General features: G+C 33.0%; 16 protein-coding genes. 3 read left to right on the top strand and 13 right to left on the bottom strand.

The genetic code is table 11. The features are described from left to right. The first annotated feature begins 126 nt into the window (after window positions 1–126). Window positions 127–561 carry a hypothetical protein gene (locus tag ACVC43_RS09700; protein WP_452224314.1) on the top strand — a complete coding sequence of 145 codons (435 nt, stop codon included), beginning with the start codon at window positions 127–129 and terminating at the stop codon, window positions 559–561. Window positions 562–1,222: 661 nt separating this feature from the next. On the opposite strand, the gene ACVC43_RS09695 is transcribed toward ACVC43_RS09700, so the two are convergent. The 3 genes from ACVC43_RS09695 to ACVC43_RS09685 all read right to left on the bottom strand — a co-directional run bounded on the left by ACVC43_RS09695 (window position 1,223) and on the right by ACVC43_RS09685 (window position 5,645). Then, entirely contained in the window at window positions 1,223–3,439 is a 2,217-nt protein-coding gene (locus tag ACVC43_RS09695; protein ID WP_452224313.1) for an ATP-binding response regulator, read from the bottom strand. Between the two features lie 160 nt (window positions 3,440–3,599). Continuing rightward, the gene (locus tag ACVC43_RS09690) at window positions 3,600–4,370 is read right to left on the bottom strand and encodes a TIGR03915 family putative DNA repair protein (protein ID WP_452224312.1); all 771 of its coding nucleotides are present in this window, start codon (window positions 4,368–4,370) and stop codon (window positions 3,600–3,602) included. A 12-nt stretch (window positions 4,371–4,382) separates the two neighbouring features. Further along, on the bottom strand, window positions 4,383–5,645 hold the full coding sequence (locus tag ACVC43_RS09685; RefSeq protein WP_452224311.1) for a putative DNA modification/repair radical SAM protein: 1,263 nt from the start codon (window positions 5,643–5,645) through the stop codon (window positions 4,383–4,385). 175 nt (window positions 5,646–5,820) lie between these two features. Here ACVC43_RS09685 and ACVC43_RS09680 point away from each other — a divergent pair, with 175 nt between their 5' ends. After that, window positions 5,821–6,426, top strand: coding sequence for a hypothetical protein (locus ACVC43_RS09680; protein WP_452224310.1), 606 nt, complete (start codon window positions 5,821–5,823; stop codon window positions 6,424–6,426). Here the strand turns inward: ACVC43_RS09680 and ACVC43_RS09675 are convergent. After that, window positions 6,423–7,946 (bottom strand): GH3 family domain-containing protein, encoded by a 1,524-nt coding sequence (locus ACVC43_RS09675; protein ID WP_452224309.1) that lies wholly within the window; start codon window positions 7,944–7,946, stop codon window positions 6,423–6,425. The two genes, ACVC43_RS09680 and ACVC43_RS09675, sit on opposite strands and share 4 nt — an antisense overlap. Before the next feature lie 106 nt (window positions 7,947–8,052). On the opposite strand from ACVC43_RS09675, the gene ACVC43_RS09670 reads away from it, so the two are divergent. Then, window positions 8,053–9,132 (top strand): endonuclease/exonuclease/phosphatase family protein, encoded by a 1,080-nt coding sequence (locus tag ACVC43_RS09670; RefSeq protein ID WP_452224308.1) that lies wholly within the window; start codon window positions 8,053–8,055, stop codon window positions 9,130–9,132. On the opposite strand, the gene guaB is transcribed toward ACVC43_RS09670, so the two are convergent. The 9 genes from guaB to ACVC43_RS09625 form a co-directional block, all read right to left on the bottom strand. After that, complete coding sequence (gene guaB, locus ACVC43_RS09665; protein WP_452224351.1) at window positions 9,116–10,585, bottom strand: IMP dehydrogenase; 1,470 nt, start codon at window positions 10,583–10,585, stop codon at window positions 9,116–9,118. The two genes, ACVC43_RS09670 and guaB, sit on opposite strands and share 17 nt — an antisense overlap. Before the next feature lie 99 nt (window positions 10,586–10,684). Beyond that, complete coding sequence (locus ACVC43_RS09660; RefSeq protein ID WP_452224307.1) at window positions 10,685–10,933, bottom strand: hypothetical protein; 249 nt, start codon at window positions 10,931–10,933, stop codon at window positions 10,685–10,687. Window positions 10,934–11,055: 122 nt separating this feature from the next. Further along, the gene (locus tag ACVC43_RS09655) at window positions 11,056–11,508 is read right to left on the bottom strand and encodes a heme-binding domain-containing protein (protein WP_452224306.1); all 453 of its coding nucleotides are present in this window, start codon (window positions 11,506–11,508) and stop codon (window positions 11,056–11,058) included. 11 nt (window positions 11,509–11,519) lie between these two features. Beyond that, on the bottom strand, window positions 11,520–13,967 hold the full coding sequence (locus ACVC43_RS09650) for a TonB-dependent receptor domain-containing protein (protein WP_452224305.1): 2,448 nt from the start codon (window positions 13,965–13,967) through the stop codon (window positions 11,520–11,522). Then, window positions 13,948–15,309, bottom strand: coding sequence for an HTTM domain-containing protein (locus ACVC43_RS09645; RefSeq protein WP_452224304.1), 1,362 nt, complete (start codon window positions 15,307–15,309; stop codon window positions 13,948–13,950). Before ACVC43_RS09645 ends, ACVC43_RS09650 begins: the two co-directional genes overlap by 20 nt. Window positions 15,310–15,370: 61 nt before the next feature. Further along, the gene (locus ACVC43_RS09640; protein ID WP_452224303.1) at window positions 15,371–16,471 is read right to left on the bottom strand and encodes an imelysin family protein; all 1,101 of its coding nucleotides are present in this window, start codon (window positions 16,469–16,471) and stop codon (window positions 15,371–15,373) included. A gap of 94 nt (window positions 16,472–16,565) precedes the next feature. Next, the gene (locus tag ACVC43_RS09635; RefSeq protein ID WP_452224302.1) at window positions 16,566–17,771 is read right to left on the bottom strand and encodes a DUF4856 domain-containing protein; all 1,206 of its coding nucleotides are present in this window, start codon (window positions 17,769–17,771) and stop codon (window positions 16,566–16,568) included. Window positions 17,772–17,985: 214 nt separating this feature from the next. Beyond that, on the bottom strand, window positions 17,986–18,849 hold the full coding sequence (locus tag ACVC43_RS09630) for a hydroxymethylglutaryl-CoA lyase (RefSeq protein WP_452224350.1): 864 nt from the start codon (window positions 18,847–18,849) through the stop codon (window positions 17,986–17,988). Window positions 18,850–18,902: 53 nt separating this feature from the next. Beyond that, window positions 18,903–19,643 carry a hypothetical protein gene (locus ACVC43_RS09625; RefSeq protein ID WP_452224301.1) on the bottom strand — a complete coding sequence of 247 codons (741 nt, stop codon included), beginning with the start codon at window positions 19,641–19,643 and terminating at the stop codon, window positions 18,903–18,905. Window positions 19,644–19,652: the final 9 nt, after the last annotated feature.

Below are 19,652 nucleotides of genomic sequence, written 5' to 3'. Positions count from 1 at the left end.
TTATAGGTTTTTAGTCGATTATATTTACCTTTTGTAGAAAATTTGTACAAAAAAGGGTTATTAGTGTTCATTATAACCTAAAATAATGTATTTTTACCGAGCTATTTAATACAAAACCTAAATCCTATGATCAAGTTAACAACATTATTATCTGTACTTTCTTTCTTAAACTTTGGTATTATATCTGCTACGGTAGAAAACACCAATACAGAATCAATTACAAAAGAGTGTAATTTTACACACACAAATCCAATTATTGTACACAATGCAAGTGTTGGTATTTTTCCAGGAGATGGAAGCAACAGAAAAATTATATCTAAAGATATGATTAGAACATTACCTGTTGACATGATCTTAACTGGAATAGAAGCCGCCGAAGACGGTAAGCAATTAGTAATCTACGCTACAACAGGTGACATTACTTTAATGCCTAATCATTCAAGTTCTTCTATTGGAAATAGAATTGAGCAAAGTAGCAACATGACAATCACCCAAGGTTCGGCATTCGAACTTACCTATAGCGCTGCTATTGGCAAATGGGTTATTACAGATAGTTTATAAAAACAGAATTTAAATAGTAATATATTAAAAAAATCAAACCTTAGGGTTTGATTTTTTTTTATTTATTCCTTTCAACGAAATAGCTAAGTCTAAATAACAATAGTTTTACTTTTCTTCAATAAAGCAAGTCGGATGTATTTATTTCTTAAGCCGTGCTAATGCATATCTAAACATTTAATTTTAATGGATTACGCTTGTCATATAAGTATGTAATATTTCAACGCAATTTCGGCAGGCAACTAGTAGAGTCACGTGTTAATGTCCTTAATCTCGCTAAAAAAATTCGGGAATTTACGTATCTTAGAAACATGGCTGTAACCGATGATTTTTACCAGATAATTATTTTAGCTATTTTAATTAGTGTTGTCTGGGCTTTTGTAGCATATTACACTAGAAGCAGCTCTAACTTTCGCAGTAGAAGAAATAGCAAAACAAGGAGACAGTTCTAATTAACTACGCTTATTTTAATAACGTTGCTGGCTAGCTTAGCCTGTAACAATTACTCACTCTTTTTTGCTTTGGGTGATTGCACGTAGCACACTTTATATTGTAAGTCTATATTATTTAGAGTGAACATTAAATTACAGTCGTACCTATACCTTTAAATTTGTAGTATTCCTAAGGTAAATATAATTTTAAGGAGAGATCCTCAAAACATTAATTAGAGATGCTTTAAAATTGTTTCAACAAAAACCAATTCGTCGTAAGGCTTTATAATAATATCGCAAATAGTAGAATTTTGTATACTTTCACGCATCTCTTCAATCTCTACGGCTGTAAGGGCAATTACTGGAACCGTAGAATTAAACTCTCTAATGGCCTCTGTTGCTTCTAACCCATTAACTTCTGGCATGTTAATATCCATTAAAATAAGATCGATTTTATTGTTTTTAACAATTTCCACAGCTTTTAGACCTCCTTCTGCAACCAAAGGTTTTGCTTTATATTTTTCAAGCATTTTTCTTGTAACAATTCTATTTATTCTGTTATCATCTACAACCAAAATAGATTTGTTGTTAATAGAAATCTTAGGCTCTAATTCTATGTCTACAACTTCGGAATAATTTTCCTCTGCTATATCGTAAGTAATTGTAAAGCTTATTTCTGTCCCTTTACCTTCTTCACTAATTAAGTTTATTTCAGAATTATGCAGTTCTAAAAGCTTTTTAACAATAGGAAGCCCTAAACCTGTACCTTGATAGTGTCCACCTTCGTTTTTAACCTGAGTAAATTCATCGAAAATAAGTTGTTGTTTACTCTCTGCAATTCCAATTCCTGTATCTTTAATTTTAAAATTTAAAGTTGCTTTCTCATCTTTAATGGCTATGGCGTTAACGTCTAATGAAATCACTCCGTTTTCTGTAAATTTACAGGCGTTACCAATTACATTTATAAGTATTTGGGATAACTTGACGTCATCACCTACGAGTATTGAAGGTGCATTTTTGTCTATATTTATTTTAAAGTCATTCATGTTCTGGACTTTCAAAAACTCGAAAGACTTCATAATACCTGTAACCAGATCGTTTAAATTAAACGTTATTTTATTTAAATTGGTTTCTTGCTTAGAATCCAATTTGCTAATTTGTAATACGTCGTTTATTAGGGACAGCAAATAATCTGCAGAGAATTTTAGAGATTTAACGTCGTCTTTGTGTTTATGCAAATCTTTGTCGTCCATTAATATGGAAGATAAACCAATTATACCATAAAGCGGTGTACGCAATTCGTGACTAATATTAGAAAAGAATAGGCTTTTTGCGTTGGCGAGTTCTTCACTTTTTTCTTTAGCCAATAAATATTTTACATTCTTCTCCTTTAAATCTTTAAGTAATTTTTTTCGTCTATTATAAGAAACCAGTAATGCAGTTATAAAGAGTAATAAACCAATTGAACCAATTGAAACCCATGTAAGAATCGTTTCATTTTTATCGGCTTCTTGTTCAATTAATTGGTTTCTTAATTCTGTGGCTTCTAATTCTTGCTTATACTGTTCCAGATTAAATTTTGCGGTTACAGTTTCTACTGCCTTTATTTTATCTTGATTGTATTTTTCTTCTTTATACAGCGCAACTTGTTGTTGCATTTTATACGCCTCAATATAATTTCCCATTTTAGCATTTGCTAAGGCATAATAACTATAACTTTTTATTAAAGCATCAGTATAGTTTATAGGTTCAGACAATTCTATTGCTTGCCTTAAGTGCACAGTAGCTTCTCTAAAATCGCCTTGCATATACAATAGCCTACCCAAAATTAATTGATAACCTGCTGGATAAACTTTAGATGGCAGACTTTCTACATATTTACCTGTTTCGTATACATAAGATTGCGCTTTAGACTCGTCTTCCTTATCTAAATACAGTTCTGAAATGTTGTAATTTAGAATAAACAATCTTACAGTATCTTTGGCTTTTTTAGCGTAAGGAATTACGTTTTTATACGATTCAATCGCCTTATCGTTATCTCCCTGCTTGATATAAAAATTCCCCAAATCGATACTTGCACCCAAATAACCAAATGTATCCTTTCTTAGTTCTGATTGTTTTAACTGCTTATTAATGATTTTTTTTGCTGCACTTGTGTCATTAATTTCTAAAAAGGCATTACTTAAAATACTCGCAATGTTGGCTACGGCTGTATAGTCTTTTAACCGCTCTGCTTGCTTTATAATAATGTTTCCATCCTCTATGGTTTTTGCATAATCATTACCATAGAAACTTTTTCTAAGACCGCGTACCAGCGAATCCATTTCTTCTTTTAAAAGTTCTTCTTTGCTTTGAGACTGAGAGGCTGGCGTTTGTAAATCATCAGTTTGAGCAAAACAAAGTGTAAACTGAAAAAAAAGTACTAAACTTAGTAAAGTAGTTGTGTTCAAGGCGTTAGTTTTGAAAGTAGGTTATATAGTACAATAATAATAAGATATTTTCTAACTAACTAAAAAATAGATAACTAAAATTGATTTTATTGAACATTTGTGCCGATTACATAGAAAAAGAGGCCTTTTTAAACATTGTTTTGAGACTTTGACAGTATTTTCAATAGGGTTGTTTTTCACTCAAATATTTCCAATAGCGTTTAGGAACATGTTGTACATGTAATTTCATGTTTTTGCGCGACTTAATATTTGTGCTCTTAAAGTAATCTTTCCACAGTTGCTGGAACTCCAATTCTATATCTGCGAAAATGGAAGATGACGTGTAGGTAGGATCAAAATTTTTATCGAAATCTAGTTTAATAATTTCAACTTTATTTAAATCGTAATAAATGCCATAACGCCTAATTAAGTCGTAAATAAGCCATTTTTGATCTGCATAACGTTTTTTAAAATGGCCTGTTATTAGAGGTAAAACATTAAAATCAGGTTCAATATTGGCAAAGTAAATTTCATCCTTAGTAAGCTTAAATCGAACAAAAGCTTCCATTCTGTGTTTTTCCCTACCCACATTTTTCGCCAGTTTTGAAATAGCAAGCACGTGCTTATTAGAATAGTTCGATGCGACGTTATTTTTGGAATTAAATATATAAACAAAAGCTTGGTATAATGTATTTTCTACAATGGGTAATTCGCTTAAAAAAGCATAATAAAATTGATGCAACTCATTAGAAGTTACTTTCTCTTTTAGTCCTTTCCACACCCTATTTGCTTTATCCTTGTCTGATATAACAGATTCGTGGATACCAAAGAACGAATCCTGAAAAAGAGCTTCTCGCTGTATAAAAACCTGCTTTAATTTCTGTTCATAAGCAATAAAAACGGAAGTTAAAAAACCATCAAAAGAACCGTCGTAAACTAATGTTATTCTCATAACACGATAGCTTTATGAAAATAAATTTAACTGGTTACTTAGTAGCGAAGTGTACTTACTCTTAGAGTTTTGAAGAATTAGTCCTTTAATCTTTTCTGGAGTAAGATCACGCCTTTCAAATTGATTAGACGCACAAATAATAAAATATTGCGCTCGATTTAACGCAACACCTATTGCTTTTAAATGCTCCCAATTGAGCTGCCTAAAACGCCTTGCCTGCAGTATTTTATAAACCGATTTCATGCCTAACCCAGGAATTCTTGCCAGCATTCGTTTATCTGCTTTATTAATATCTACAGGAAACTCATGCAAATTTCTAAGCGCCCAACCTAATTTTGGGTCAATATCAAGATCGAGATTTTGGTGTTTCGGATTTAATATTTCTTCAATATTAAAACCATAAAAGCGTAAGAGCCAATCGGTTTGGTACAATCTATTTTCACGCAGCATAGGTACTGGTGTTCCTATTTGTGGCAAACGATTATCGTAACTAATTGGTACGTAACCAGAGTAATAGACACGTTTTAAATTAAAATTTTTATAAAAATAATTAGACGTGTACATAATCTGCATATCGTTTTCTCCGCTGGCTCCAACAATCATTTGTGTGCTTTGTCCTGCAGGAGCATACTTAGGTGTACTTTTAATTATTTTTTTTTCATTTTTATATTGAATAATTTCATTTTTAACCTTGTTCATAGGCTTTAAAAAGTCTGCTCTGTTTTTATCTGGAGCTAAAAGCTTTAACCCTTTCTCTGTTGGTATTTCAATATTTACGCTCAATCTATCGGCATATAATCCTGCTTCACGCATAAGTTCATCGCTTGCTCCTGGAATGGATTTTAAGTGAATGTAACCATTAAAATTTTCTTCAATTCTTAACTTTTTGGCCACTGCCACTAATCGTTCCATAGTATAATCTGCACTTTTAAAAATGCCAGAACTCAGGAACAGACCTTCTATATAATTTCTTCGATAAAAATTAATGGTCAAGTCTACCACTTCTTGAACCTTGAAAGCTGCACGCTTAACATCGTTACTTTTTCGGGTAACGCAATATGCACAATCAAATATACAGTGATTGGTAAGTAAGATTTTTAAAAGAGAGACACACCGACCGTCTTCGGTATAGCTGTGGCAGATTCCCGAAGCAGACGCATTACCCAAACCCTTATTTTTGTTAGTTCTATTGCTTCCGCTTGAAGAACATGACACATCGTATTTAGCAGCATCTGCAAGTATATTTAATTTTTCCTGAACGCGTTCAAAAGACATAATTTACAATTTATTCAACATGTAAAATTACTGATAATTTTATTGCTATCTGTAATATGTTTGAATAATTTTTAACATATTTGAAAGTCTTTTGTGCTCATTAAATGTTAAAATACTTTCGCTAAAAAGTTAAATGGTTTTTTATTAAACATTTATCTTCTATATTATCATTAAAATGAAATTGAAACTAATTATACTATTATTAATGACTAATACACTTTACGCACAATCCACTATACCAGAATCTATAAAAGAAGAAATTGAAACTGCTTTGTCTTACTATCCAGATTTAAAAAGCACACCTATACATTTTAAATTTAAAAAGAAGATTAAGAAATCCACAATGCAAGCACAACCGTCTTTTGGAAGTTTTTTTAAAAAAAGAGGAAAACGGTCGTATAATATCTATATAAGTGAAACTGTAAATATTTCTGGAGAAGTTTATTACACCAAAAACATGCCTAAGGATGTTTTAATTGGGTGGATTGGTCACGAATTAGGACATGTTATGGATTACAGAAACAGAAGTAAATTTAACCTCATCTGGTTTGGCATTAAATATCTATTATCTGAAAACCATATCGTTGAAGCCGAACGCTCTGCAGATACTTTTGCAATAAAATCGGGTATGGAAAAATATATTTTAATAACTAAAGATTTTATTTTAAATCAGGCTAATATTGATAAGCGATACATAGCAAGGATAAAAAAATATTATTTGTCTCCCGAAGAAATTATGGATATAATAAATAAAAGAGATTTAGAGTTATCTAAATCTTAGTAGGTCTCTGTAAACGCTTCCCATTCTTTAAATTTGTCTTCACCCATAACACGTTCCATCTTTACTTGTCCGCCTTTTTTCTTATTAGCACCGCTCCAATCTGCAAATACTTCTGGCTTAACTATTTGTACTTTAACACCTTCTAAGGCTTTTCCTCTTGCTACTTTATAATTTTTATTGGCCTTTTTCAAGAAGTTGTCTAAAGTTGACACCACTAATGCATTATCTTCATTTAATTCCTCGGAACCGAGGTACCAGCTATGATAAAAACCATCGTCAAAACGCTTAGCACATAAGGTATATTCTGGTATTGTTGTATTAAAAGTGTCTTCAAGATGCCTAATAGCATCATCTAATTTGTTTACAGAAAGCTGTGAGCCAACGGTATTTAAAAAGAATTTGGTACGACCAGTTATTTTAATTTCGGCTCTTTCAAGGTTAATAAATTCAATAGTATCGCCAATTAAATAGCGCCATGCACCACTTACTGTACTTATTAATAAAACGTAATCTTGCTCTAATTCTACGTCTTTTAAAGTTATACTTGGCGCATTCGCTTTTAAAGAACCATCTTGATTTATATACTCCGGTTTAAAAGGAACAAACTCAAAATATATTCCTCCATCCGTTACCAATTGCATAGCATCGGTTTCTGGCCTTGCCTGAAAAGCTATAAACCCTTCGGATGCCAAATAGGTATCTATAACAGTTACTGGTTTACCTAATAACGCATTAAAGCTTTTTTTGTAGGGCCCAAAAGCAACACCTCCAGAAGTAAACACCTGTAAATTTGGCCAAACATCATGAATATTTTCTGCCTTATGATAGTCAATTACCTCTTTCAACATCAATTCCATCCATGATGGAATACCACTTAATGCACCAATGTCCCACTGTTTAGCTCGCTTTGCAATTGTAGCTACTCGTTTATCCCAATCGTCAATTTTCGCAATATCTTCACCTGGCTTGTAAAATCCCTTAAACCAAGACGGAATATTACTTGCAGTAATACCACTAATTTCTCCTTCTAAATGATCATCTTTTTCTGTTAAGTCTGTAGAACTGCCTAACATCATCGCTTCTTTGGTGAAAAACTCTGCTGGCAAATCGAAATTACTCAAAGCCGTAACTTGGTCTATTCCTGCTTGTTTTATAGCACTCAACATCGCATCTGTAACTGGTATTCTTTTGCTTGTTTTTCCAGTTGTACCAGAACTCAATGCAAAGTAAGACGGCGTTCCAGGCCAAGTTATATTTTCTTCGCCATTATGCAGTTTACTCCACCATTTTTTATCAATGTCATTATAATCGAAATACGGAACCGCTTCAGAAAAAGCTATTGTAGAATCTTCGGCATCAATTATTTTTTGAAAATTATAATGTTTTCCAAACTGTGTGTCTTTTGCTGTTTCTAATAAATTTTGAAGTACTTTCTTCTGCGCTTCAACAGGATTTACAGATGGCGTCAACGCATCTTTTATATTAATAGCTCCCTTTATTATATTGCCAATTATTTCCATTAAGGTCTTTTTTTTTGTTCAATAAAACAATAAATGTTCTGTTTAAAACTTTATGCCTACATTTATGCTCTAATCTTGTAAATATACAAGATTCTAACCTGTTTTTATGATATTGAAAAGAACATTACAAGTCTTCGGATTGCTAACTGTTGTTCTCACCCTTTTACCTCTTTTAGATTTAGACTATTGGTTTATAAGGATGTTAGATTTCCCACATGTACAACTTACTTTTTTAACTTTATTCTCAATCCTTTTATTCTATATAAAGTTTGAGGTTAAAGATTATAGAGACAGTTTATTTATTCTCACATTAGTTGGGTGTTTTGTTTTTCAAGCTTATAAAATTGCACCTTTTACGCCTATTGTAAAAACTGAATTGTTTAAATATTCGCAAAGCAGTAAAGATTCTATTAAATTATTTACTGCAAATTTATTACAGAAAAATAAAAATCCAGATAAGATAAATAAGGCAATAAAGACTATTGATGCTGATATACTTGTTTTAACCGAAGCAAATAAAAGGTGGAAAAACAATGTGCAAAGTGTGGTACAATCTAAATACCCTTATAAAGTAGAAGTTGCATTACCAAACACTTATGGTATGTTGCTCTACTCTAAATACGAATTAATAGATTCTGAAATTAAATATTTAGTAGCCGACAGTATTCCATCTATTCACACTAAACTGAAGCTCCCAAATAATGATATTGTTCAAATTTATGCCATTCATCCCACACCACCTATGCCAACTGAAAATACCATGTCTACAGATCGTGATACAGAATTAATGTTGGTTGCTAAATTGGCAAGAGACTCTAAACACCCCGTAATTGTTATGGGTGATTTAAATGATGTTGCCTGGTCTGAAACGTCTCAGCTTTTTAAATCTATAAGTGGTCTACTTGATGCAAGAGTTGGGCGCGGTTTCTATAATACTTATAATGCTAAAAAATATTTACTTCGTTGGCCATTAGATCACATATTCGTCTCGTCAGAATTTAGATTTAGAAGTATGAAAATTTGTGAGGCTATAGATTCTGACCATTTTCCACTTTTAATGTCCTTAAGTTACGAACCTGATTTAAAAGAAGAGCAACAACAAAAACCACCAACAGCCGCTGAAATCAAAAATGCAAACCAACAAATAGAAGATTTTAAAATGAAGAAATCTACCTTGAATAATTAGGCGCCTCTTTAGTTATAGTCACATCATGAGGATGACTTTCGTTAATACCTGATGCTGTAATTTTTACAAATTTTCCTGTCGCTTTTAAAGTTGCAATATCCTTAGCGCCACAATAGCCCATTCCTGCTCGCAAACCGCCAATAAACTGGTGAATACTTTCAACCAATTCGCCTTTATACGGCACACGACCAACAATACCTTCTGGAACTAATTTTTTAATATCATCTTCCACATCTTGGAAATAACGGTCTTTACTACCTTGTTTCATGGCTTCTACAGAACCCATGCCGCGATAAGACTTAAATTTTCTTCCTTCGTAAATAATGGTTTCTCCTGGAGATTCTTTTGTTCCCGCTAAAAGTGATCCCAACATTACAGTATCTGCTCCTGCAGCAATCGCTTTAGGGATATCGCCTGTATAACGAATACCTCCATCTGCAATTACCGGTACACCAGAGCCTTTAATAGCTTCAGCGACTTCTAAAACAGCAGAAAACTGTGGAAAACCAACACCTGCAACTACTCGTGTGGTACAAATAGAACCTGGACCAATACCTACTTTAACAGCATCGGCTCCTGCATCTACTAAATATTTTGCAGCTTCGGCAGTTGCTATATTACCAACAACAACTTCTAATTCTGGAAATTTAGATTTAACTTCTTTTAAAACACTTACCACACCTTTTGTGTGCCCATGAGCAGTATCTATAATTATAGCATCTACGCCTGCATTAACTAATGCTTCAGCTCTTTCTACTGCATCACCTGTAACGCCAATGGCTGCTGCGACACGCAATCTTCCATAAGTATCTTTACAGGCTATTGGTTTTTGAGTCACTTTTGTGATGTCTCTAAAGGTAATTAACCCAACCAATTTGTTTTCTTTTACGATTAAAAGCTTTTCAATTTTATTTTTCTGAAGAATTTTTTCAGCGTCCTTTAAACTTGTTCCTTCTGGAGCTGTGACTAAGTTTTCACTCGTCATCACCTCAATAATTGGTCTGTTGTTTTGGTGCTCGAAACGTAAATCTCTATTGGTAACAATCCCTTTTAAATTGCCATTTTCATCTACAATTGGAATACCACCAATACTGTGTTCCCGCATAGCGCTTTTAGCATCTGCAACAATGGCTGTTAATGGTAAGGTTACCGGATCGATAATCATACCACTTTCTGCACGTTTTACTTTACGCACTTTTTGTGCTTGTTGCTCTATAGTCATGTTTTTATGAAGCACTCCTATTCCACCTTCACGCGCCATAGCAATTGCCATTTGGCTTTCGGTAACTGTATCCATAGCTGCAGATACAATAGGAACATTTATTGTAATATTTCGAGTAAATTGAGTTTGAATACTGACTTCTCTTGGAAGAACTTCAGAAAAAGCTGGGACTAAAAGAACATCGTCGTAGGTTAAACCTTCACCAACTATTTTATTTTCGTGTGCTGTCATTGCAATTGGAATTAATTGCATGCAAAGGTAATGATAATAAACAAAAAAACAGTAAACTATAAAGAATACTGTTTGTATTTGTTATTAAAAGTAAAAGTTTTAAGCTGTTGCGTTTTGTGGTGCCCAATGCGAACACAACATTCCTGGCGTTGCTTTTTGAGGATTAGCACAGGTTGGACCTTGATATCTTGCACAAGTGTCGCAATTAGGATCATTTTTTAAAGCGGCTTTCATCTCAAAACTATCACAAGTATAACTTGTAGATACTTTTACACCGTGCACTTTACATGTTTCGTTGGCTGCTAAATTTTCGCAATTCACACAACTATTTCCAATTCTTATAGACATAACTTTTTTAGTTTTAAATTAATAATACTAAAGCTATGCAATAAATGGTTTAGAACAAATATAAATTACTGAATATAAGCAGTTTGTATTCATACTGTTTTAAAATAGAAACTATCTCAATATTACAGGTCGTAATTCTCACGTGCCTTTTTAGCCCAAGTGATAATGGCCTCTTTTTCAGCTTCTGTAATAGAACCATGCGTCCAAGTATATGAATCTAAAGGCATTTCGCCTTCTTCAACTTCCTCAATTAATTCATCCAGTTTATGGTCTTTTTTCTTGTCGCTGTACGTTTCCCATTGTGAGACATTAAAATGCTCATTGCCCTCTTCAATATGGTCATTTAACCAGAAAGATACAGGTGCAACTTCCGCATACCAAGGATAATCGGTTTTGTTACTATGGCAACTGTAGCAGTTGTTTTCCATGATGGATCTGATATTTGCATCCATATGTGTTTCAGCTTCAAAAGCAGCAACTTCTCTTACTTCAACATGATTTTTTTCTGGTCTGTAAAACTGAATTAAAACAAAGGCTATTAATAATACGACTAATATTTTCTTAACTATTTTCATTTTATAATGGTTTAAAATTTAACTTGTAATGTGGTATAAAAATTTCGATTTGCTGAAGGAATAATTCCTGGCCCTGGATAACCTGTGGCACGTCTTGTAAAGTACGCGTTGTCTAAAAGGTTATTAATTCCAGCTTCCAATTTGAAGCGTTTGTATGTATATGAAAATGAAACGTCTAAAACATCGTAACTTGGTATAATTCCAACAATACTGTTTAAGTTATCGCCTCCAGGATCATTGCCTGCATCTGTAAATTGTTCTGACAAATAAGTGTATTGAATATTCGATAAGAAATTTTTATACCCAAACAGCAAACCTGTTTTTAGGTTTACATCTGGAATAAACTCTACTTTATTACCAACTCTTACATCACTACTCGTATTGTCGAAATTTGTAGAAGTGTATTCTGAAGTTACAAAAGAAGAATTGATAAAATAATTAGCTCTAAAGGAATTATTTAAATTAAAAATCTTTTGAAGATTGAAATCTATTAGCGATTCTACACCCAAAATTCTGGCATCACCAACATTTACTCTTAATTTTCCAACGTTATTAATTGGCGGAATGGTTGCATCAATTAACCCTATTCTATCATTGTAAAATAGCCCAAAAACGTTAGCATCATAAGATATAAACTGATTAATATTTCCTCTTACACCAATATCTGTGGTAAAACCAGATTCATCTTTTAAATCTGGATCTACAGCATTCGACGGATTTACAATATTAATATCTCCAAAAGTCACCGAACGGTAATTTTGAGAAATATTACCATAAAATTCCAATGATTTCGAAGCTTTATAACTCGTTCCCAAACCTAAAAGCACAAACGAACGCTCATTCTCAATGTCTTGAGATTCTGAACCTGCATCAATAGGATTTCCTGCACCATCAAAATTAAACGTCTGCCTCGTTCCTATACTTGCTGTTTTAATATATTCGAATCGTAAGCCTGGTGTGATTGATAGCTTTTCGTTTAAATAAAAGATATTTTCACTAAAAGCGGCTAAATTTAGGTTTGGATTATCGTATTCCGATTGTGTTGGATAAAAAGGAAACTCCTCTTGAGCAGAATCAAAATTAGGATCACTACCAGCACTTCCAGGTCCTTGCGAATAGCCATTTTCTGCTTTGTAAAATTTTCCACCAATTAAAAACGTTGCTTTTTTATTCAATATATTATACTTGGTTAGCAAACGTGTTTCGAAACCGTAGTTATTAAATTCACTATCTATTAAATCTCTTGCGCCACCAGGATCTTCGATATCTGTACGTCTGTTTCTAAAACCTAACGCTTTTCTGTTGGCATCTAATCCAAACGCATTAAATGTAAAGTTTGTGTTTTCTGAAAATTGATGCGACAATTTTAAATTATATAATAACCAATCTACCTGAAACCAGTTTCGCGCACGATTACTTTGGTACGGATTCTCTTCAAACTGATCATCATTTAATCCACCTGCTTGCTTTGCTAAATAGCGTAAATAGGTTACTTCTCCAGTTAGTTTTGTTTGTTCATTAAATTGATAACCTATGTGAGCGTATGCATTTTTAGATTCAAAATTTGAATTTGGTCTAAAACCATCGCCTTTTTTATAGTTGAAAAACGTGTAATAACTCAACTTGTCTTTGGTACCACCTACACTCGTAAAGTTGGTGTACAATCCGTTACTACCAATAGTATTTCTTGTAATTAATTCTAATGGTTTATTTGGATTGGGAGCTTTCATTTTAAAATTCACCAAACCGCCAAATTGTGTTCCGTATTGCAAAGATGCTGCACCACGAATAATTTGTACTTCACTTAAACCTTCGGCTGCTGGTGTATAGTAACTTTCTGGATAGCCTAAAACATCTGCGCTTATATCGTAGCCATTTTGCCTCGTGTTAAAACTTGCCGTACGGTTAGGATCGAGACCACGACCACCAATATTAAGTTGTAAACCTGCATCGTCATTCTGGTAAATATTTAAACCTGAAACCTGGCTGTATAATTGTCTTGCGTTGTTAGATGCTAAATTTGCCATGGACTGCTCCACCAAAACAACTTCGGTTTTTTTACCTGCGTAAATGGCTGTTTCTTCAACATCTTTTAAGCGTTTTAAGGCAAATACTTTTGCTTTTCTTGAGGTTAACTCAACTTCGGATAAGGTTTCTGCTAAAGGCGATAATTTAACATCAATTATTGTGTTTTCGGTAGCTGTTATCGTTTGTTCAACAACATTATATTCGTATGAAAAAAAAGCAATCGTAATGGTTTGTTTTTCGGTTTCAAACTCGTAAAAACCAGAAGCATTAGACTTAGCTAACAGTCCTGCGTCTTTATCGTAAACCTCAACATTTGCAAGTATTTTACCTGAAGTTGCTTCGGTAATTGTTCCTGAAATTTTGTTTTGTGCCGTTGCAAAAACGGTACACAAAAAACATAACATAAATAATTTATAATCCTTTAATATCATCAGCAAATGGTAAAATCCAAGTTTTGGGTTTAAATGATTCTTTTTCGGCGTACAAATTTACGGATTCGTCTACATATGGCGCGCTTAATCTACCATTTAATGCCACGTAACTTTTAGCGTAAACTTCTACATTTTTATGGCCTTGACTTTTAAAATGATCGCCAAGATAATGTGCATATTCTAATATAAAATCTGGCTGAAAACTCATTTGTTTTTCTTGTAAAGGAGTTAAAAAATCACTGTTATTTACATAGAAAAAAGCATCGGTTTTAGCATCTGCAATTTTAAAGGTTGTGTTTCCCATTTTCTCCATAAGCATCACGCGCCATGAAAAACGATAGCCTTCTTCGGTCCAGAATAATTCGCCAGGATATAAAAGATATCTAAAAGGAATTAAAAGTTGTAACACAAAAAACGTTGCTATTATTGGCACTATTATTTTTCGGTTTTTAAGCTGAAGCACTTCTTTGGTTTCTATCGCTTTCTCGGAAAAGCCTCGGAGTAATTTGCGACATACATTAATGATTTTATTATGAAATCCTGCATCGAAAAAGATAAGCGCACTCACAATCATAACATACGGAAACATGCCAATTGGAAACAATACTCTGGTAAATACATGAAAAATCACAACGAAGATAAACGCCACAACTCGGGTTTTTCGGTATAGCAGAAAAAACGGAATGAGCAAATCGTAAAACATGCCAGACCAACTCATCGCGTAATGAAACCAATTTTGATGCATGATACTTTCGCCAATAAATGGCAAATCGTATTTAGAAGGTAACCAAGTTTTTAATGGCTGTGCTTTAAGCAACCAATCGCTATTAATTTTGGCTAAACCTGCATACACGTAAACAATAGCTAATAGTAATTTTATACTATCTATTGTCCATTTTGGAATGTTTTTATACTGCAAGTTATTACGGTAAGCATCTACAGAAAAGTATTTATGTGCTGGTAGAAAAATCATTAAAAAACTTAGAATGCTTATAAAGTAATAATGGTTTAAATAGGTGGTTTTCTCCATAAGTTCTATATAGGTAAAACTTAAAAAGAATGTAATAATCGCTAATCGGTATTTAAAACCAATAGCTACGAAAAAAGCAGCTAAGCCACAAATAGCAAACAATAAATAAGTGTAATCGCCAGGTGTTTTAACCCATTCAAATCCGTAATATTTAAAATGAAATTGTGGTGCGATGTAAACGGATTCAATCCATCCTTTTGCCCAATAACGAATCATACCATACAACATCATCAACCCAAAACCAATGCGAAATACTGCCAGTGGTGCTGCAGGTGTTGTTTGATTTAAATATGTTTTGAGCGTGTTGTTCATTGTACAAAAAAAAGGTTGTCTTTTTTAAAAGGACAACCTTAGTTATTGTTTTATTATTTCATTAATCGCCATCATTATCTTCAAATGTAAGAGATATATTTAAAACTGAAATCATATCAGATTTTAGTGATACTACAGCTAGTTGTATAGCATCGTAAGCTTCAGTCATTTTTGTATTGTCTGTTTCTATTTGAATTTTTAAATTTGCGTTTAGTGCTTCAATTTTAGTTCTTGCTGCATCAAAACGGTTATTTATAACTTCAGCTAAATCATTTCTATTTAAAGCTATTAAATACGTTTTATAACTTTCTCCTTCCGCACTACTACTATAAGCTTTGCCGTTAAAAACATCTTGAACAGCATCTAAAGCATTTAACAATAATTCTTTAGAGTTATCGTCCTTATATAAGGCTTCTACTTTTGAAGGCAATGGCGTGCTTGAAAACACTCCTGCCGGAATCCCTACTTTGTCTGCTCTTAAACGTTTTTCGTAATAAAAAACATAGGCATTTAGCAACTTATTCACGGCTCCAGACTCTACATTCGCTGTATTAACAACGAAACTGTTTCTATAAGTCGACGTCCAGTCTGCTAATACCATATTATTAAGTAATTGCATTCTATCAATTAAATCTGAAAGATAATTTATGTAGTTAATATTTGAGTAAATTTGAATGATTTCAGCATCGCTATTTGCAACACCATATAGCATATAATCTACAGCTGGAAAACCAACAGCATCATTATTGTTAACATTACCCAAATCGTAATTACCAGATTGAATATTATTTTCGATATCTACTGTATTAGTTGGGTAGATATTCATTTGTTCCTCAAATAAAATTTCTTCAGCTTTTCCAATTTGAAACATCTGTACAGCCTGATAAGTTTTATAAGCATTAAACCAATCGGTTCTTAATGCTTCTAAATTTGCCTGATTTACATTTGCTATAAACGCATCTTTAGAAGCGACTAATGTATTTAAATCTGCATCTAAATCCTGATAGGCTGGAATAATTAGATTATCTGCAATGTTTGTCAGCATGGCTACTCTATCGAAGGTGTCGTTGGTATCACCATTTCCAGAGTTAGAATCATCAGACTTTGAACAAGCGAATACAACAAAAACAATTGCTAATACTCCAAAGATTTTTTTTATCATAATTATTCGTTTTAAATTTTCAGTTTGCAAAGGTATGTAAGCAGAGGCATTACAACAAATAAAGCCTCTGCTTTTAAGACTAATTCAGTTATTACTAGTATGCGGCTTCAACCGTAAAGTTAAAACGTGCAGCAATTTCTGCCGAGATATTATCCAACGTTTCGGTACTAACATCCCAGAACCCGTTACCTTGAGACAACTCTGCTACGTAAGCCATAACTTCTGCATTTGTAAAATACGGCATATTAGTATTAGGCTGTCTTGTAAATTGCAGGCTGTAAGCAAACCCTAATCCTTCAGATAATTGGTGGAACGCACTTGCCATATCTCCTTCTTGTATTTTAGCTTTTCCAGCTTGTAGGTAATACACCGCTCTTACTGCTGGTATTTTCGAGATGTTTTCCTTTATAATTTCTGCCTGAGCATCTCTTAAATCGTAATCTTTTGCTGTAATCGCAGCACGACCTAATTTAAAAGCATCAAAAACGGTTTGAGCAATTCCTGCGAAATCCTCATCAGACTCTAAACGGTCTATGTATTCGTTTAAAAAAGAATCTGCACCTAAAACTGGTATTGAAGGATCTGCTTCTGCACCATAAAGGTAACCAAAGGCCTCATCCCATTTATGCTCCATGGTTGTATACGATTTTCCTTCCTCAACAATACCGTTATTGTTGTTTTCAACATTTGAACCTTCATCTAAAACCGAAGTACTTAAATAATTATTTAAAATTTGATCCATCATTAAACTACCAATTAATCCTTTGGCAACTAATTGATTTAGCTCAAAACCTTTAGCGTTTATATAACGAACAGCTCCACCACCAGCTTGCTGTAATTGTCCAGCATTTCCAGCTGTTGCAATAGTATTCCAATTTGGAAATACATTGGTCACCTGTTCTGAAATCCAAATATCAAAATCGGCTTTAATACTATTTGATAATGTTGTATTTGCAGAAAAATAATCTTTTGAGGCTGCCACTTTAGAACGAATGCTTTTATCTGAAGCGTTTAAATTTGCATCAGAAAAATCATTATCACCTTCTACGTGAGCGAACATGGCATCTAATTGAGCTTCTGTATTTGTTTCAATTTTTAAAGCAGAAACTAATTCTCCTGCCATAGCTATTCTTGTTGTTTGTCCGTTAAAATCGACAGTAGATTCACCGTTTCTTTCAAAACTATAGGTTACAGGCGTTGGTATTTGCTGTTGTTGGGTAACTGTATTGTCATCGTCGTTAGAGCAAGATGTTAAAGCTACTGTAGCTATTACTGCTAATCCTAATGTTAATCTTTTCATTTTTTGGGTTGATTTTGTTGTTTATTGTTATTTAGACTAATTACAAATAGTGTTGTAAATTTTGAGCAAAAATAAAACTGAAAAGTAGTTTATACAAGTTTATTTAGAATTAATTTAAATAAAAATAATTCACAACATATAACTCTTTGAAAAACTGAAAGTTAGAATATGTTAATTTTTTAAATTTAACCAAAAACAAGATTTTTAGTAAAAGCTAATGGTATTTTGTGAAGATTTTAGTTGCCTCGTTATAGCTGCTCTCAAACGACATGGCATTTAAATTATGAGCTTTTTTTGTAGTTAAGTACGAGAGTACTTTTTCTGTTGGCATGTTACCAGTTAATTCATCTTTTGCCATTGGGCAACCGCCAAAACCTTGAATAGCACCATCGAATCTGCGGCAACCAGCATTGTAAGCAGCATCTACCTTTTCGAACCATGTGCTTGGTGTGGTGTGCAAGTGCGCACCAAATTCAATATTTTTGTATTGCGGAATTAAATTAGAAAACAAATACTCTATATTTTCTGGGTTAGAAGTGCCAACCGTATCGCTCAACGAGAGAATTTTTACGCCCATTTTGCTCAAACGCTCAGTCCACTCTCCTACTATATCCACATTCCAAGGATCACCATAAGGATTCCCGAAACCCATAGAAATATAAACCACTACTTCTTTATTTACAGCATCTGCTTTATTTAAAATCTCTTGCAAGGTTACTATAGATTGCGCAATGGTTTTATGCGTATTACGCATCTGGAAGTTTTCTGAAATGGAAAAAGGATAGCCTAAATAATCTATTTCAGGATGTTTGCAAGCATCGTCGGCGCCACGTGTATTGGCTATAATGGCTAATAATTTACTTGTGGTTTTACTTAAATCTAATTGCGCTAAAACGTCGCGAGTATCTACCATTTGCGGAATTGCTTTAGGCGATACAAAGCTTCCAAAATCGATTGTATCGAAACCAACACGTAATAAAGATTGAATGTATTGTACCTTCTTTTCCGTAGGAATAAAGGTTTTAATGCCTTGCATGGCATCTCTTGGACATTCTATTACTTTTACGTGGTTTTTCATATAATGCTCAAAGATAAAAAAGTTATGCATTTACATAACTTTTTATGGATTGATTATGGTATTAGTATAGGTCCTATAAATTCAAACCAAAAAACATAGCCAACCAAACCTCCAATAAAACCTGAAATTATAAATGAAAATCTATAATGTTTTGGAACAATTTTAAAAATAATATATGCGGTTATTGTAATTCCAATTATAGCGGTAATTATTGGTACAATCCATTGGTCTAAACCTATATATCTTGAAATATCAAACTCATCACCATAAAAAAAATCTTTCTCTATCAAAAAATTAAGTAGTAATGCTTTCATAAAATTAAAAATCTCTCTTAAAATGAAGAGTCCTAAAAAAATACCTAACCAATCGAATAAATTTAAACGTAATCGTTCTTTTGTTTTTCGATGAAAAATAATAAACAATCCAAAGATACTTGTTAAAATAGTTTGTAAAGAACCACCAATGGCAATCCATAAGTCGTTTTTCTCGTTTTGTGGGTATCTGTCTTCTAAAATTCTCTTTAATTCTAAAAAGCGCTGTTCTTCTTTAAATGATTGATTATTATTAAATGCTTCATGATTTTTTTCTGCAATTTGAAACATTTCATCTACTTCATCATCATTATAATAACCTTTACCATTATAATCCATCGAACCATAACTTAATGTGGTATCATAACCAAGTGCTTCTGCCACAAAAACATGTCCCATTTCATGTGACAAAGTTCCTACTATGGTGAATACGATAAAAGTTAAGAAAATAACGACAGCAAACTTGGATTTAAATGTAACCATACTACAATT

The organism is Lacinutrix chionoecetis (assembly GCF_053604665.1).
This window is presented reverse-complemented; position numbering and strand designations above follow the sequence as displayed.

Bases quoted from the DNA above. Each gene is read 5' to 3' on its own strand.
- ACVC43_RS09675 (WP_452224309.1), bottom strand. From the start codon at position 7,946: ATGGAAATAATTGGCAATATAATAAAGGGAGCTATTAATATAAAAGAT.
- ACVC43_RS09625 (WP_452224301.1), bottom strand. From the start codon at position 19,643: ATGGTTACATTTAAATCCAAGTTTGCTGTCGTTATTTTCTTAACTTTT.
- ACVC43_RS09655 (WP_452224306.1), bottom strand. From the start codon at position 11,508: ATGAAAATAGTTAAGAAAATATTAGTCGTATTATTAATAGCCTTTGTT.
- ACVC43_RS09680 (WP_452224310.1), top strand. From the start codon at position 5,821: ATGAAATTGAAACTAATTATACTATTATTAATGACTAATACACTTTAC.
- ACVC43_RS09670 (WP_452224308.1), top strand. From the start codon at position 8,053: ATGATATTGAAAAGAACATTACAAGTCTTCGGATTGCTAACTGTTGTT.
- ACVC43_RS09630 (WP_452224350.1), bottom strand. From the start codon at position 18,849: ATGAAAAACCACGTAAAAGTAATAGAATGTCCAAGAGATGCCATGCAA.
- ACVC43_RS09635 (WP_452224302.1), bottom strand. From the start codon at position 17,771: ATGAAAAGATTAACATTAGGATTAGCAGTAATAGCTACAGTAGCTTTA.
- ACVC43_RS09640 (WP_452224303.1), bottom strand. From the start codon at position 16,471: ATGATAAAAAAAATCTTTGGAGTATTAGCAATTGTTTTTGTTGTATTC.
- ACVC43_RS09660 (WP_452224307.1), bottom strand. From the start codon at position 10,933: ATGTCTATAAGAATTGGAAATAGTTGTGTGAATTGCGAAAATTTAGCA.
- ACVC43_RS09690 (WP_452224312.1), bottom strand. From the start codon at position 4,370: ATGAGAATAACATTAGTTTACGACGGTTCTTTTGATGGTTTTTTAACT.
- ACVC43_RS09650 (WP_452224305.1), bottom strand. From the start codon at position 13,967: ATGATATTAAAGGATTATAAATTATTTATGTTATGTTTTTTGTGTACC.
- ACVC43_RS09645 (WP_452224304.1), bottom strand. From the start codon at position 15,309: ATGAACAACACGCTCAAAACATATTTAAATCAAACAACACCTGCAGCA.
- ACVC43_RS09685 (WP_452224311.1), bottom strand. From the start codon at position 5,645: ATGTCTTTTGAACGCGTTCAGGAAAAATTAAATATACTTGCAGATGCT.
- guaB (WP_452224351.1), bottom strand. From the start codon at position 10,585: ATGACAGCACACGAAAATAAAATAGTTGGTGAAGGTTTAACCTACGAC.
- ACVC43_RS09700 (WP_452224314.1), top strand. From the start codon at position 127: ATGATCAAGTTAACAACATTATTATCTGTACTTTCTTTCTTAAACTTT.